The following is a 15,208-nucleotide window of genomic DNA, read 5'->3' on the forward strand; positions in this document are numbered from 1 at the left end:
ACACTTTTTATATATACTTAGTGTAGTCATTAACCAGCAAGTGAATGGGGGCTTCGTCTTCTTCAACTTCGGGGAAACGCGGCAACGGTTCGTGAAAACGATTGTCGGAATTGTCGTCGTTAACAGCGCTTACTTCTCCGACCATGACGTCCCCGGCTCCTTTTTCACAATAAAAGGAATGATACATACCCGGTTCAAGACAAATGCTTTCACCCGGTTCGAGTACTATTTCCCCGCCCGGTTCAACTGTGCGGATAAAACCGTCCACGCTTACATCAAGCGGCTTGTCGGACATGGCTTCGTTTTCATCTGAGCCGTAAAGCTTGATAATAAGATTACCGCCAGCACGGTTAATGATGTCCTCGCGTTTGGACCAGTGAAAGTGCATGGGGCAAATCTGGCCTTCACGCAGAATCATTATTTTTTCAGCATATGGCTTGGCATCGCCTGCCTTAAGATTACCATTGCGGATGGTGAAAAGAATCAGTCCCAGTTTGTCAAAATCGCCCTTGCCGTAATCAGTCAGATCCCAGCCGAGCAAGTTGCGGACAACTTCACTGTCTCCTGTTCCCTTCCAATCTTCAGGTTCCCAAAAGGCCCATTTGGGAAGGCTGAAATGGTGCTTGCTATAGAATTCTTTTGCCTTAGTGATAAGACCGTTAATTTCACTTCTTTTCATACTGTTTCTCCGTATATAAGAAATTTATTTTATTAATTTGAACTCATCGGGAATGGCAGGCATTGCCCCTTTGCAAGAGCAGACATAAGCCGCCAGCCTGTTTGCATGTTCACTGATATCTTCCAGACTGTGTCCCTGTAGCAAACCGATAATAACCGAAGCTGTAAATGAATCCCCGGCACCTATGGTATCCTGCATATTCTGCACTTCCACGCCGCGACTTTCCACCACTTTGCCCTCACCCATCAGCAAACTACCGTTACCACCTCTGGTGAGTACTGAATATTTGAGATCAAATTTATTATGCAGTTCGCTGAGCATATTCCGTTCACTGCCGGAAAGAGTAAACATAGGAGCCACAGTCCTGAGCTCATCATCATTGAGTTTGAGAACATGAGCCTTTTCAAGGGATAACCGAATAACTTTTTCGTTGTAAAAATGCTGACGCAAATTCATGTCGTAGACCTTCAGGGCCTGCGGTGCTTCCTTTAAAAAAACATGAATTGAGGCACGTGCGGTATCACTGCGCTGGGCAAGAGTTCCAAAACAGACGGCATCAACCTTCGGAGCAAGGCTTAAGGCTTTGTCATTAAGAGTCAAATGATCCCAAGCAATATTGTCTGGAAAAATATAATGAGCTACTCCATCTGCATCAACACTTGCTTCAACAAATCCAGTCGCATGTTCCTGGTCAATGCTGACAGTCTCAAGATTAAGACCCCGTCCGGTCAGTTCTTTTATGGCACGTCTGCCACGCTCGTCGTTGCCTATTGTCGAAACAGCAATTGAGTCTGCGCCTAATACTCCGGCATGATATGCAAAATTTACGGGAGCACCGCCTATTTCCTCGGAATCAGCAAGTACGTCCCAAAGGATTTCACCAAGTCCGGCTATAAGAAATTCAGCCATTTATTCCCCCTACTCTTTGACCGATCCGGCCAGTAATCCGCGGATGAAATAACGGCCGAGGAAAATATATATTGCCAGAACCGGAGCAGCAGCCATGAGTGATCCCGCCATGGGCAGATTCCAGCTGACAGCCTGCCCTCCGGCAAGCTGGGCAAGGCCCACTGTAATGGGATTGTCCGCATGACGGGTCAGACAGATACCCCAAAGAAATTCATTCCAAATCTGAGTGACCTGCCACAGGCTTGTTACAACAAAACCCGGAATCGAGAGTGGAAATACAATGCGAGTGTAGATGGAAAAGAAACCTGCGCCGTCCAGTCTGGCTGACTCAACCAAAGCTGTAGGTATTTGCGAGTAAAAGTTTCTAAAAATAAGTGAGGTAATGGGTAATCCATAAACAACATGAGCCAGAATCAGTCCGGGAAGTCCTCCGTACAAATTCATTGCTCTAAGCGTCTGGAAAAGAGGAATTAGAATTACCTGATATGGAATAAACATACCGAATAGAAAGAGGGTGAAAATAAATTCGCTACCTTTGAATTTCCATTTTGAAAAAACATAACCATTCAATGAGCCAAGCACCGTTGAAAGAACCGTGGCACAAACGGTCAGAATTACAGAACTTACAACATTGGATTTCAACAACGAAAAAGCGTCTGAAAAGCTCGACCAATGAAACTTGGAGGGAAGCTCCCATGCTGTTGATAAATTAATCTCAGCGGGCGGCTTTAAAGCTGTAACCACAGCCATGTATGCGGGCATGAGAAAAAAAAGAGCCAGCAAAAAAAGTGAGCTGTAAAGCAAAAACGAACCGACTGTAAATCTACTGGTGGTAGCTGTTGAAGGTTTACTCATTTTTTTATCCTCTGGTCCTTTGTCTGTATTGGCTGACTACATAGGGAACTATAAACATGGCCGCAACCATGAACAGAACAATCGCGATAGCCGCGCCTCTGGCAAAATCATTTGCCCGGAAGGTTGTCATATACATGGAGAGTGCAGGATGTCCTGTCTGGGCATTATCCGGCCCGGTCATAGCAAAAATAATATCAAACATTTTTAGTGAGATATGAGAAAGAATAATCACTGCACTGATGGTAATGGGCTTTAGCATTGGAATTGCGATATGACGGTAATAGGCCGTGGTGCTGGCTCCGTCTAACATTGCCGCATCACGCAAATCCTGAGATATTCCGTTAAATCCGGCGAGATAAAGGGCCATGGTGTATCCGGCATACTGCCAGACCGTTGCCATTATGATCCCTAATGTGGCTAGGTTGAAGCCGTGAGTTTCTTCCATGAAAAGAGCTTGAGGTAATAAACTGCCTCCCAGCCATGCGAACAGCCCGATAACAACTCCCGGTCCGAGCCAGCGTTTAACCGCACGGTGTGGATGAGTCTTAAGTACCCATAAACCGGTGAGGATCAAGACAAAAGCAGCAATATACAGAAAAATTTGTAACAGATTCTGCCAGTTAAATTCCAGCACAGCTTTAGTGCTGGATGTCCACTGAAAGGTAAGAGGTGGTAGACCTACATAGGTAGGTAAAACGTTGACTCCACCCTGTGGGGCTAAAAGCCAGCGCCAAATGGTACCGGAAACAATAAAGGAAAGGGACATTGGATAGAGAAAGATAGTCCGTAGAAGATCTTCACCCTTGGGTTTCTGGTCCAGCAGAATGGCGATGAACATGCCAAGACCTATGGCGCCCGCCAGAAGCATGACAGAATAGTAGACCGCGTTTACCAGATCCTGCCTGAAGCCGCTGGAGAGGAACCCGGTAAAAAGATCACTGTAATTTGCCAGTCCGACAAATTCCATCTCAGGCTCCAAAGCCAAAGCTCCGTCGCCGCCCCAATCTGTCATAGATATCCAGATGGTGTTGCCGATGAAACCATATACAAATACCCCAATCAAAATGATGGAAGGCAGAAGCGTCAAAAACGCTTTTAATCTGTCCCGTGAAGCTTCCCTCATATCCGTACCTATACCTTTATTGAGGCCGCGCCGGAAAACCGGCGCGACCACCTTTTACTTGCTTTATACTTTTTCAAGCAATTTGCTATTTGCCGATTTTAGATTTGTCAGCCAACTGCTGGCAAGCCATTGAAACGGCTTTGGCATTATGGGTCTTAAGGAACATTTCCATGATCTGTGAGAATCCACCCATGAAGGTTTCATTCGCAGCTACACCATGAGCCAATGAACCAACTACTCTGTCTTTACCGAAATCTGCTGATGCAGACTGCAGGTAAGCATTGTACTTGCTTAGGTCAGAGTCAGTACGGGGAGAAATTGAACCCTTAAGCGGATTAAATGTGTCACTGCCTTTCTTTGATCCAAGGACTTTAAGCCATGCAATGGCGTTGTCGCGGTTAGGTGCGCCTTTTGGCAGACCGAAGGAATCGGAAAGGAACATGAATTCACCACCGGTATCCGGAGAAGTAGCCCAACCGAAGTCTTTGCCGGGAGCCATTTTTTTGGTGGTGGACATGTAACCTGCTGCCCAGTCACCCATAATATTAAAGGCTGCTTTGCCGTCAATCATCATATCAGTCGCCTGCTGCCATGAAAGGGAGGAAGCGTCTTTGTTTGTGTATTTGAGGATCTTGCCGAACAGTTCCCATGCTTTGACCACATCAGGACTGTCGAATCTTAGCTTACCGGACCAGAGAGCATCCCATTTGTCAGCGCCCAAAGATGCGAGTGCTACAGATTCCCAAAGATGATTGACTGTCCAGTTTTCAGCCATAGCCAGAGGAACAATACCCTCTTTTTGCAACTTAGGAGCTATTTTCAAAAAGTCAGCCCAAGTTTTTGGTGCGGTTACGCCCCATTTTTTCAGATTGGCAGGAATGTACCACATCACATTAGAGCGATGAATGGTCACGGGAACGGACCAGATACCGTCGTCAGTTCCGATGAGTTTGATTAAACCTTCTGGAAATGCGTCCATCCAGCCCTGCTCTTTGAACAGGAATGTAAGGTCTTCCATGCGGTCTGCTTTTACCCATGTTCCGATGAGTTCCTGACCAGAATGAACCTGAAAGCTATCAGGAGGTTCGTTGCCGAGCATACGGGTTTTTAATACCGCTTTGGCATTTACACCTGAACCGCCGGTAACAGTGGCGTCAATAACATTAACATTTGGATTCTGATCTTTGTATTGCTTGATCAGAGCCTGTAAAGCCGGACCTTCATCTCCAGCCCACCAGGAAAAAATTTCAAGGTCGCCGTTCAGTTCTTTGGCCATAGAGACCTGCGGAACTGCGAGCATTAAAGCCACGGCAAGCACCAAAAACAACTTCGCCAAGGACATTTTCATAAGTACTCCTACAGTGTTAAAACAACCAACCTCTAACTTGAGTCACATATAGTTTGTCGCCTTAAAGATTGCTCTAATAAAGCGCCATTTTCGTTTCTGGATCAAAGAGAACCATGCGGTCAAACTCGAAACCAATGGGAACTATTTCTCCGGGATGAGCCACAATACGCCCTTCGACCTCAGCTATCAGTTCGTTTTCGCCGTCGATAATAATCTCCAGCAGAGAATGGGCACCGAGAATTTCAGAAACAACAACTTCACCCTGACACCACCACTCTTTAGGAAGGCGCTCGATGTTCTGCCCCATCTTGATAGAGTCAGGACGGATTCCGACCAGAACCGGCGAACCATTTACAATTCCTTCAGCCACTCCATCCTGAAGAGGAAAAATACTGCTACCGATGACAGCATAACGTTTGCCGTCAACCACACTGCATACGCCTTCCAGAATATTCATGGGTGGATTCCCGATAAATTTTGCAACGAAAACATTATTAGGCTTTTCAAACACTTCAATAGGTGTCCCTACCTGCTGGATATGACCATCTTTTAGAATGACAATCCGATCAGCAAGAGTCATAGCCTCGATTTGATCATGGGTGACGTATATGGTGGTAGTTTTCAACCGCAGCTGCATCTTTCTCAGCTCCATCCGCATTTGCGTTCTGAGCTGTGCATCAAGGTTTGAAAGGGGTTCGTCAAAAAGAAAAACATCCGGTTTGCGGACCATGGCTCTTCCCATGGCTACACGCTGACGTTGTCCACCGGAAAGTTCAGAAGGCTTACGCTCCAAATATGGTTCAAGCTCCAGAATTCTAGCTGCTTCCATTACTCTGGCGTTCTGCTCCTCTTTGCTCTTTTTACGCATCTTAAGCGAAAACCCCATGTTCTCGCGAACCGTCATATGCGGGTACAGTGCGTAGTTCTGAAACACCATGGCAACGTTGCGATCCTTGGGAGAAACATTATTGACCACTCGCCCGCCGATGCTGATCTCACCTCCGCTTAAGTCTTCCAAACCTGCCACCATGCGTAGCAAAGTAGACTTTCCGCACCCTGAGGGTCCGACAAGCACAATAAATTCGTTTTCCTTTACAGAAAGGTCCACCCCGTGGATGACCTCTACTGAGCCATAACGCTTGACGACGCCTTTAATTTCTACGTTTGCCATCTTTATTCTCGCCTTGCTCGGTTTTAGCTTCGCGCTTTGAATTCGCGAAACCTGTACTCGGTTGAATGCTCGTATATTTCTCCGGGACGTAATATCACGGAGGGAAATTTGGGTTTGTTGGGTGCATCAGGATGTGTATGCGGCTCAAGGCAGAAACCTGAACGGGGTCCATACTGACATCCACATTTTCCAACGGAACCAACAGAAAGAGAATTTCCTGAATAAAATTGCAGCCCAGACTGCGTGGTCGCGACTTCAAGTTCCAAATCGAAAGAACTGCTTCTGGCTATGGCTGCGATGTTCATTTCTCCTTTTCTAGAATTCAAGATATAAAATCTGTCATGTTTCAAAGGATAATTCCGGGCCGCAGCTCCCTTAATTAAAGAGAAATCAGTAAAATCAGCATCAGTACCTTTTACATCAATAATTTCACCGTTTGGAATGAGGCTGTCATCAAGGTTCAAGGTCTTGCTTGAGAAAATTTTTAATTCATGACTGCCTATATCTTCGCCATTTATATTCAGATTAAAATATGGATGCGCGGTCATGTTTACAGGTGTGGGACTGTCGGTTACTCCCCTGTAATCAATACGCAGTCCATTTTTAATCAAGGTATAAATCACGGTGACCCGCAGGTTGCCGGGATAGCCGGATTCCCCGTCCGCGCTGTCATAGCAAAGCCTTAAGGCTGGCCCTTCTGCGTTTTCTTCCGGGAAAGCTGTCCAAACACGATTGTGAAATCCTTTTGCCCCGCCATGCAGTTGGTTTTCACCTTCATTTTTGTCTAAAGAAAATTTTTTACCATCCAACACAAATTCAGCCTGAGAAATACGGCCTGCGGTCCTGCCTATGGTGGCACCTAAGTAATTATCATCTTTCAGATAACCGCCAAGTTCATCAAAACCTAAAACAACATCCAAAGACGGCCCTCCAGAAACAGGAACATCAAGCTTCGTCAGTGTGGCTCCATAAGTAGCTATGCCGGCTGTATACCCCTCTTTATTATTAAGGATGTACAAGCTGACTTCTTCTCCTGACGGAGTTCTGCCCCATGACCTGCACTCAATGCTCACTTAGTTCCTCCAGCACAACTTGATCCCCGTACAAGCAACTCCGTTTCCAAAATAATGGTTTCAGGAGTATATTCCCCTTCTGCACTGGCCAATTCCTTCAACAACAGAGAAGCGGCTGTCCTGCCCATTTCAAATGCGGGCTGGGAAATAGTTGTCAAAGCCGGTTCAATAAGAGCCGATTCCGGTGAACCGGAGAATCCTGCCAATGCGATATCTTCCGGGATGCGCAATCCTGCCTCGCGAAAACGACAAAAAGCCCCCACAGCAACAGGATCATTAATAGCCAGAATTGCGTCCGGTGGATTGTCCATTTTCAAATATTCCTCAGCTCCCTGCCGTCCGTTAGTCCCGCGGCAGCCTCCGATATTAATATTCAATTCGGGATAATACGGTATGCCGTGGTTTTTAAGAGCCTGTAAGTACCCGTTAAAACGCAAACTATTCAGAGAGATACCTTCCCGTCCGGCAAGAAAACCGATGCGCTTATAGCCGCAGTCAATCAGGTGACTTGTAGCCTTGTAAGCCGCACTAAAATCATCAATGCATACCTTTCCGGTCTCCAGTTCATCAACTACACGGTCAAATTGAACCAGTGGAATACCCTGCTTGATCACATTTTTCATATGGTCGTAGGTCGTTGTCTCAAGGGATATAGCCATAAGCAATCCCGCAACCCGATTAGCTGTCAGAGCTTTTGTATTGGCTATTTCACGACTTAGAGTTTCGTTAGACTGGCAGACCATGATGATATAACCGGCATCGTAGGTAACTTCCTCAATGCCGCTGATAAGCGTGGCAAAAAAATTATGACGAATTTCAGGAACAATAACCCCGATTATATTACTGCGTTTTTTCTTCAAACTTTGCGCGATGGGATTCGGCTGATAGCCGTATTTTTCTGCCGCTTCCAGTGCCAACCGTTTAGTTTTGTCGCTGATGTCCGGATGGTTGTGCAAAGCTCTGGAAACAGTGGATGCTGATATCCCCAGCTTACGGGCAAGATCTTTGAGAGTTGTCTGACCCATATTATTTACCTTCCACCCCTGTTTGAGAAATGGACAGAAATTCCCGTCCCGGCTGACGAACAACCAATTCAATGACCGATCCGGCTCCAAAAATATTTTCCATAGCTTTTTTATATTCATCAAAGCTGGAATCTTGAACGTAAACTTGAATAGTTCCGGCAAAACCGCCGCCGTGAACTCTGCCAACTCCTTTTGAACCAAGAAGAAGTTCGGTTAAAGTCAAAGCTAAAGGAATGGGCTGTTCAGAAGGTAAATGCGTATTGTAGCAGTTTTGTAAAAGTCGGCAGGAGGAATTTCCGGATTCGGAAACCAATTTGAGAAACTCTCTTATGTCTCCGGCGTGTAAAGCGTTACCTTGCTGTACTGCCCGCTCGTCCTCTCCTATAAAATGCATAAGTCTGAGCGCAGCTCTGTCTCCTGCTTTTTCCCGAAGCAACCCCATATTCTCGATGACCTCGGACATGCTTATTCCACGAGCTTCGTTGCGACCGAGACATTCTGATGCCCGCTGCATTTCTTCGCGTATGGCCGCGTATTCAGAAGTTAGATCAGCGTGGCTTCCTCCGGTATTAACTACACAGAGGCGATATCCGGTCCCGTAAAACCCTTCACTCGCTGTTTCAGCATTAATAAATCCGGGAGAAACCCGTTCGACTGCGGGATTATCAGAATCCTTGAAATCAATTCCCAGAATGCCTTCAAAAGAAGAGGCCATCTGATCCATAAACCCGCAGGGCTTACCAAAATACAAATTTTCTGCCCGTCTTGCTATACGGGCTATATCTAGGGGACCAACGTTGGAATTGTTGAAAAGTGCGCTGAAAATTCGTCCTATCAAAACCTCAAAAGCGGCTGAAGAACTTAGACCGGCCCCGGCGGGAATAGAGCTTGAAACACAGGAGTTAAACCCGGAAACTTTTAATCCTGATTTACGGAAACCGTCAGCAACTCCACGGACAAGGGCTTCGCTGGTTCCTTCTTCCTTTGAACGAGGAGATGTATCGGACAGATCAACCACAATAGGCTTTTCAAAATTTTCAGAGAAGATGGTGACGACCTGATCATTCAGACCGGAAGTTGGTGAAAAGATCGACAGGCAATCCAGATTGACTGCTGCCGCGAGGACTCTTCCGTTATTGTGGTCGGTGTGGTTGCCGCCAAGCTCGGTTCTTCCCGGAGCGCTGGCAATGCCTAATAATTTTGAGTTGAATGATTCTTCTGTCCAATCCAAAAGTTTAGTTAAACGGCTACGGGATTCATCAAGTCTGGAACATGAATGTATGGCGCAAAAATCATGATCAAAGCCGCCTCTATCCATATGATTTCTAATATTCTCTATTGAAAACATTTTATTCATCCCGATCCTGAAAATGTATTTCCGGCAGATCGCGCAATCGTTTGGCACTTTGTTCAGCGGTAATATCCCGTTGCGGCATGCCCATCAGTTCAAAGCCGACCATAAATTTGCGTACTGTGGCAGAACGGAGAAGCGGTGGATAGTAATGAATATGCCAGTGCCAATGATCTCCGCCATTTTCCCGAGCCGGACGCTGATGAATTCCCATGGAATAAGGGAATGATGTTTCAAAAAGATTATCAAAACGTATTCCCATACGCACCAGCGAATCAGCCAGATCTTTTTTCTGGCTATCATTCATATCGGTTATTGCCCCCATGTGGGCTTTAGGCAACAACATGGTTTCAAAGGGCCAGACCGCCCAGAACGGAACAAGGGCTACAAAAGAATCATTTTCGAAAACAACCCGTTCGCCGGATTTCAATTCACGCTCAACGTAACGGCATAGCAAACATTGGTCTTTCTCGCGTAAATATTTTTCTTGGCGGATATCTTCATTAGCAGGGATTGTGGGTACGGAACGGGTAGCCCAAACTTGGCAATGGGGATGGGGATTAGAACAACCCATAATATCTCCCCGATTTTCGAAAATCTGAACATAACCGATGTCTTTACGGGCTGAAAGCTCAGTGAACTGATCGCACCAAATATCTACAACCTTGCGCACTGCATCGGGAGTCATTCGCGACAGGGTCAGATCATGCCGAGGTGAAAAACAGACAACCCGACAAACACCGCTCTCAGGTTCCACCTGAAAAAGTTCATCCTGATCACAGGACTCATTTACGGACTCTTCAAGCAGAGAAGGAAAATCGTTGTCGAAAACAAAAACGTCTTTGTAATCAGGATTGGTCGCCCCCTGATTGCGGACATTGCCCGGGCACAGATAACATTTCGGATCATAGCTGGGCAGTATGTTAGTTTGAGTACTTTCCTGCCGTCCCTGCCAAGGTCTTTTAGTCCGGTGCGGAGACACCAATACCCACTCCCCGGTAAGGGGATTAAAGCGCTTATGCGGAAGATCCTGTAATTTATTGATCATACATATCTGTCTTATTATTTTAATGTTTAATTACAGCATGTTATAAATATAAACAATGCCAAATCCATCATTATGAACAATACCGCAAACGAAACCGCAAACGTTTTCGGTATTGTCCTTGTAATAATACAGATTGTCAATAAGGTAAGATAAAAAACTTAGCTCAGTCTCATTTTAAATGATGATATTTTATAAAAATAAAAGATCACCAATATGTCCGAACGACGGTTTCACTTGGATTCATCATAAAACAGAAGGTAAAGAAATAATGCGAAAAAAAGGCATGAATACAAAAGGTAAAAATAGACCGAGACAGAAGACATGTCGCAATAATAAAGGACATTCCTGTCACCAGAACGTTCAATTTGTAGGTCTCAAACCAGAGACTTTTCCCTTGAATAACCCTCAGACCGTAAAAACGAATAGTCTACCCAAAATAGTTATTAATGCAGAACTATGCGTGGCGTGCAAGAAGTGCGAACGTGTCTGCCTACCCAGAGCTATCATCGTCAAAGAAACTGCGACCGTTGACAACTCTCTGTGCATCCGATGCGGAAAATGTATCCGAATATGCCCCAATCAGGCGATATCATATAATAGATCGGAATGATCGAAACCTATGTATTCCAACAAACAAAGACAAAAATCCTTGCCCGGTTCTTGGCTCGACCTGCAATAGAAAATAAAAGGCTAATAGCTTTCCTTTTTTATCTATTCTTTTATGCTTTTAAATTTAATTTCCTCAACCCCGCAATAAAGCACCGGCACTACAAACACGGTCAATATAGCGATAGACATTCCCCCGAAAGAAGGGATGGCCATGGGTACCATTATATCTGATCCTCGACCTGTAGAGGTCAGAATAGGCAACAGGGCAAGAATGGTTGTTGCCGAGGTCATCAGTGCCGGACGGATTCTTCTTTGTGCCCCGGTTATGATCGCCTGTCTGATTTCGGGGATGCTTTGCATATTGCGGTCTTTTTTACTTTCATCCAGATATGTTGCCATAATTACGCCATCGTCCGAGGCAATTCCGAACAAGGCTAGGAAACCTACCCAGATGGCTACACTTAAGTTGATAGGTGCAACTTGAAAGAGTTCTCGCATGTCCGTTCCGAACATTGCGAAATCTAAAAACCACGTCTGACCATACAGCCAGACCATGAGAAAACCGCCGGACCATGCAACGAAAATACCTGAAAAAACCATCAGCGTTGTCGCCATGGATTTGAACTGGAAATATAAAATCAGGACAATGAACAACAGAGCCAGTGGCAGGATTACAGCAAGTTTCTTTTGTGCTCTAATCTGGTTTTCATAACTTCCGGCAAATTCGTATGAGACTCCGGCAGGAATAATCAATTCCCCTGATTCTATTTTTGAATCTAAGAAAGCCTGTACCTGTTCAACCACGTCCACCTCGGCAAAACCGGATTTCTTGTCGAAAAGTACGTAACCCACCAAAAAGGTATCTTCACTTTTAATGACCTGCGGTCCGCGAATGTACTTTATCTCGGTTAGCTGACTGAGCGGGATCTGTTCACCTGCCGGAGCGCTGACGAGGATATTGCCAAGGTCGTCTATATTATCTCTGAGTTCTCTTAGATATCGGACACGGACGGGATAACGTTCACGCCCTTCAACTGTTGTAGTCACAACCTTTCCGCCCACTGCAACTTCAATGACATCCTGCACCTGTGAAAGCATTATTCCATGTCTGGCAATTGCTTCACGGTCAATAATGATTTCAAGGTATGGTTTACCCACAATGCGGTCAGCTATGACAGCTTCCGGTTGCACTGATCCTACTTGTTTGAGCAATCTTTCAAGATCAAGAGCGACCTTCTCCAGTATTTCTAGGTTCGGACCTTTTACCTTGATGCCCATAGGCGCACGCATGCCGGATTGCAGCATGACAATTCGGGCGGCAATGGGTTGCAATTTAGGCGCGGAGGTGACGCCGGGCATTGCTGCGGCTTTGATGATTTCATCCCAGATATCGTCAGGAGAAGTTATTCCTTTCCAGCTTTTACGATCCGGATTCAGACCGGGATTAAGTGCTGAACGCCATATTCTGAAAGGTTTGCCGTCTTCATCAGAAATTAATTTTCCATTCTCATCCCGCTCATAATAGCCCTTCACCAGATATGGATATCCATCCTGCGCCGGTACAAGGTCCCCTTTAACATTGCGGAAAAAATCTTTCTGATCGGAGTCAAATTTGAAACGTAACCGTTCACCTGATTTATCAATCACATATTCAGGTTTGTAATTAATGACAGTCTCAATCATGGAGATGGGTGCGGGATCAAGAGGAGTTTCTGCGCGCCCGAGTTTGCCTACAGCCGAGTCAACTTCGGGAATAGCTTGAATCATCATGTCCTGCTTACGAAGCACATCCTGCGCTTCCCCGATGGATGCATGAGGCATGGTGGTTGGCATGAACAGGAATGCACCTTCATCAAGGTCCGGCATGAATTCTTTCCCCAGTCCGGGAAAAGCATGAGACAATTTTACATAGGGCGATGAAGTTTTAATTGTCTCAGGTAAAAACGAAGTTAGATTGCCGAATCCCAACCAAATGGACATTCCCAAAACAATGATAAAAGTAGGCAGCGACAAAAACAGCACTTTATGATTCAAACACCAGCCCAGCATTCTGGTGTAATTGCGACGGAAAATATCAAAGAAGAGCATCAATCCGCCGATGACTACAGCGACGAAAAGATAGTTGTTGCTCATGCCTTTTTCCGGCCCCAGCGGAAGCCATGAACTTGTAAGAACCCACGCGACCATGGCAACAATTGTCCATGTCTCGGTATAATCTATAAATTTGTGAACCTTTTCGGGGATAAAGGGCAATACAAAGTGCTTTATACCAAGGTAGATGAAGAACAGTCCTACCCACCACTTTACTATTACAGAAAGTGCAATTCCTGAAATAAAATAAATAGTTGCGCGGATATATGTCTGTTTGCTTTTGAGGAACTTTTTGCGTGCAGTAAACAAAAGATGGGCCATGGGCGGCAAAATAGTCAGGGCTACAATAATAGAAGCCAGCAAAGCGAAAGACTTGGTATACGCCAACGGCTTGAAGAGCTTTCCCTCTGCTCCGTCCATAGCAAAAACAGGCATAAAACTTACAATTGTGGTAGCTACAGCAGTCATTACAGCGCTGCCTACTTCGGTTGTTCCATCATAAATAAGTTTAAGCCTGCTGACTCCTTCCTTGGCCTTTTCAAGCTTTTTAAGGATATTTTCGCAAATGATAATTCCCATGTCGACCATGGTTCCGATGGCAATGGCTATCCCTGAAAGAGCGACAATATTTGCATCGACTTTGAAAACTCTCATACCGATAAAACACATCAGCACGGCGAGAGGCAGCAGCGATGAAATAAGCAGTGAACTTTTGAGATGAATGACCGCAATAAGTACAACAATGATGGTGATCAATATTTCTTCGGTCAAAGCTGTGTTAAGCGTGCCGAGAGTCTCATGAATCAGACCGGAGCGGTCATAAAACGGCACAATAGTCAGCTTGCTTTCGGTGCCGTCGGGCAGGATTTTAGATGGTAGCCCCGGTGAAATATCTTTGATTTTATCCTTGATATTTTCAATTACCTTCAACGGATTTTCACCGTAACGAACGACTGCCACGCCGCCGACGACTTCTGCTCCGCCTTTATCCAATGCACCGCGCCTAAGGGCCGGACCTTCTGATACGCGTGCAACATCACGGACATGAATGGGGATGTTGTTAACAACTTTAACAACCGAGCTTTCAATGTCAGAAAGTTCTTTAATAAAACCGATACCCCTGATGACATATTCAGCGTTGTTGATTTCAATGGTACGTGCACCAACATCGAGGTTGGACATTTTTACTGCCCGGTAAACATCGCTTAGTGTGACATTGGCGGCGCGCATGGCATCGGGATCAACATCAATCTGATACTCTTTTACAAAACCGCCGACTGAGGCGACTTCACTTACTCCGTCGGCTGCCAGCAGGGCGTAGCGGACGTACCAATCCTGTACGGAACGAATTTCATCAAGGTTCCAGCCTCCGGTGGGGTTGCCTTGCGGATCTCGTCCTTCAATGGTGTACCAGTACACCTGCCCGAGGGCGGTTGCGTCAGGCCCAAGAGACGGTTTTATCCCCTCAGGCAGAGTTCCTGCCGAGAGACTGTTCAGCTTTTCAAGCAGCCGCGAACGGGACCAGTAAAAATCGATATCTTCATTAAAAATGACATAAATAGTTGAAAAACCGAACATGGAATAGCTACGAACTGTTTTAACTCCGGGAACACCCAGTAAGGCCACAGTCAGCGGATAACTGATCTGATCTTCCACATCCTGCGGTGAACGGCCCATCCATTTGGTGAAAATAATTTGCTGATTTTCACCGATATCAGGGATTGCGTCCACAGGGACAGGAGATCTGTCGATACCTTCAATTTTCCAGTCAAAAGGTGCGGTAAATATACCACCGCAGATGACCAGAAGCAGGAGAATGCCGACAATCAATTTTTGCTCAAGGCAGAACAGAATTGTCTTTTCCGTAAGGGTACGGGGGATGGGACGCTGTTTTTCAGATGTGGAATTATCGCTCATTGTCATCCC

Annotated in this window: 12 protein-coding genes; 1 reads left to right on the plus strand and 11 read right to left on the minus strand. The window is 45.7% G+C overall.

From position 1 onward, the window contains the following. Positions 1–7: 7 nt before the first annotated feature. The 10 genes from BLT41_RS15725 to BLT41_RS15770 form a co-directional block, all read right to left on the minus strand. Complete coding sequence (locus tag BLT41_RS15725) at positions 8–679, minus strand: D-lyxose/D-mannose family sugar isomerase (protein WP_092162855.1); 672 nt, start codon at positions 677–679, stop codon at positions 8–10. Between the two features lie 24 nt (positions 680–703). Next, positions 704–1,588, minus strand: a complete 885-nt coding sequence (locus BLT41_RS15730; protein WP_092162856.1) for a PfkB family carbohydrate kinase — start codon at positions 1,586–1,588, stop codon at positions 704–706. Between the two features lie 9 nt (positions 1,589–1,597). Continuing rightward, the gene (locus BLT41_RS15735; RefSeq protein ID WP_092162857.1) at positions 1,598–2,443 is read right to left on the minus strand and encodes a carbohydrate ABC transporter permease; all 846 of its coding nucleotides are present in this window, start codon (positions 2,441–2,443) and stop codon (positions 1,598–1,600) included. Positions 2,444–2,447: 4 nt separating this feature from the next. Continuing rightward, positions 2,448–3,566: a carbohydrate ABC transporter permease gene (locus tag BLT41_RS15740; protein ID WP_092162995.1), complete on the minus strand. Its 1,119-nt coding sequence runs from the start codon at positions 3,564–3,566 to the stop codon at positions 2,448–2,450. Between the two features lie 85 nt (positions 3,567–3,651). Continuing rightward, positions 3,652–4,914 (minus strand): ABC transporter substrate-binding protein, encoded by a 1,263-nt coding sequence (locus BLT41_RS15745; RefSeq protein ID WP_092162858.1) that lies wholly within the window; start codon positions 4,912–4,914, stop codon positions 3,652–3,654. A gap of 73 nt (positions 4,915–4,987) precedes the next feature. Continuing rightward, complete coding sequence (locus tag BLT41_RS15750; RefSeq protein WP_092162859.1) at positions 4,988–6,085, minus strand: ABC transporter ATP-binding protein; 1,098 nt, start codon at positions 6,083–6,085, stop codon at positions 4,988–4,990. A gap of 23 nt (positions 6,086–6,108) precedes the next feature. Further along, the gene (locus BLT41_RS15755; RefSeq protein WP_092162860.1) at positions 6,109–7,158 is read right to left on the minus strand and encodes an aldose epimerase family protein; all 1,050 of its coding nucleotides are present in this window, start codon (positions 7,156–7,158) and stop codon (positions 6,109–6,111) included. Next, a complete protein-coding gene (locus BLT41_RS15760; protein WP_092162862.1) occupies positions 7,155–8,183 on the minus strand; it encodes a LacI family DNA-binding transcriptional regulator in 1,029 nt (342 codons plus the stop codon). The genes BLT41_RS15755 and BLT41_RS15760 overlap by 4 nt, the downstream gene beginning before the upstream one ends. A gap of 1 nt (position 8,184) precedes the next feature. Further along, complete coding sequence (locus tag BLT41_RS15765) at positions 8,185–9,540, minus strand: galactokinase (protein ID WP_092162864.1); 1,356 nt, start codon at positions 9,538–9,540, stop codon at positions 8,185–8,187. After that, the gene (locus BLT41_RS15770; RefSeq protein WP_092162865.1) at positions 9,533–10,582 is read right to left on the minus strand and encodes a UDP-glucose--hexose-1-phosphate uridylyltransferase; all 1,050 of its coding nucleotides are present in this window, start codon (positions 10,580–10,582) and stop codon (positions 9,533–9,535) included. Before BLT41_RS15770 ends, BLT41_RS15765 begins: the two co-directional genes overlap by 8 nt. A gap of 283 nt (positions 10,583–10,865) precedes the next feature. On the opposite strand from BLT41_RS15770, the gene BLT41_RS17850 reads away from it, so the two are divergent. Continuing rightward, positions 10,866–11,192 (plus strand): 4Fe-4S binding protein, encoded by a 327-nt coding sequence (locus tag BLT41_RS17850; RefSeq protein ID WP_425283315.1) that lies wholly within the window; start codon positions 10,866–10,868, stop codon positions 11,190–11,192. A gap of 101 nt (positions 11,193–11,293) precedes the next feature. On the opposite strand, the gene BLT41_RS15780 is transcribed toward BLT41_RS17850, so the two are convergent. Then, the gene (locus tag BLT41_RS15780) at positions 11,294–15,205 is read right to left on the minus strand and encodes an efflux RND transporter permease subunit (protein WP_092162867.1); all 3,912 of its coding nucleotides are present in this window, start codon (positions 15,203–15,205) and stop codon (positions 11,294–11,296) included. Positions 15,206–15,208 lie beyond the last annotated feature (3 nt).

This window comes from Maridesulfovibrio ferrireducens, from assembly GCF_900101105.1.
GTDB classification, from domain to species: domain Bacteria; phylum Desulfobacterota; class Desulfovibrionia; order Desulfovibrionales; family Desulfovibrionaceae; genus Maridesulfovibrio; species Maridesulfovibrio ferrireducens.

Bases quoted from the DNA above. Each gene is read 5' to 3' on its own strand.
- BLT41_RS15725 (WP_092162855.1), bottom strand. From the start codon at position 679: ATGAAAAGAAGTGAAATTAACGGTCTTATCACTAAGGCAAAAGAATTC.
- BLT41_RS15730 (WP_092162856.1), bottom strand. From the start codon at position 1,588: ATGGCTGAATTTCTTATAGCCGGACTTGGTGAAATCCTTTGGGACGTA.
- BLT41_RS15735 (WP_092162857.1), bottom strand. From the start codon at position 2,443: ATGAGTAAACCTTCAACAGCTACCACCAGTAGATTTACAGTCGGTTCG.
- BLT41_RS15740 (WP_092162995.1), bottom strand. From the start codon at position 3,566: ATGAGGGAAGCTTCACGGGACAGATTAAAAGCGTTTTTGACGCTTCTG.
- BLT41_RS15745 (WP_092162858.1), bottom strand. From the start codon at position 4,914: ATGAAAATGTCCTTGGCGAAGTTGTTTTTGGTGCTTGCCGTGGCTTTA.
- BLT41_RS15750 (WP_092162859.1), bottom strand. From the start codon at position 6,085: ATGGCAAACGTAGAAATTAAAGGCGTCGTCAAGCGTTATGGCTCAGTA.
- BLT41_RS15760 (WP_092162862.1), bottom strand. From the start codon at position 8,183: ATGGGTCAGACAACTCTCAAAGATCTTGCCCGTAAGCTGGGGATATCA.
- BLT41_RS15765 (WP_092162864.1), bottom strand. From the start codon at position 9,540: ATGAATAAAATGTTTTCAATAGAGAATATTAGAAATCATATGGATAGA.
- BLT41_RS15770 (WP_092162865.1), bottom strand. From the start codon at position 10,582: ATGATCAATAAATTACAGGATCTTCCGCATAAGCGCTTTAATCCCCTT.
- BLT41_RS17850 (WP_425283315.1), top strand. From the start codon at position 10,866: ATGAATACAAAAGGTAAAAATAGACCGAGACAGAAGACATGTCGCAAT.
- BLT41_RS15780 (WP_092162867.1), bottom strand. From the start codon at position 15,205: ATGACAATGAGCGATAATTCCACATCTGAAAAACAGCGTCCCATCCCC.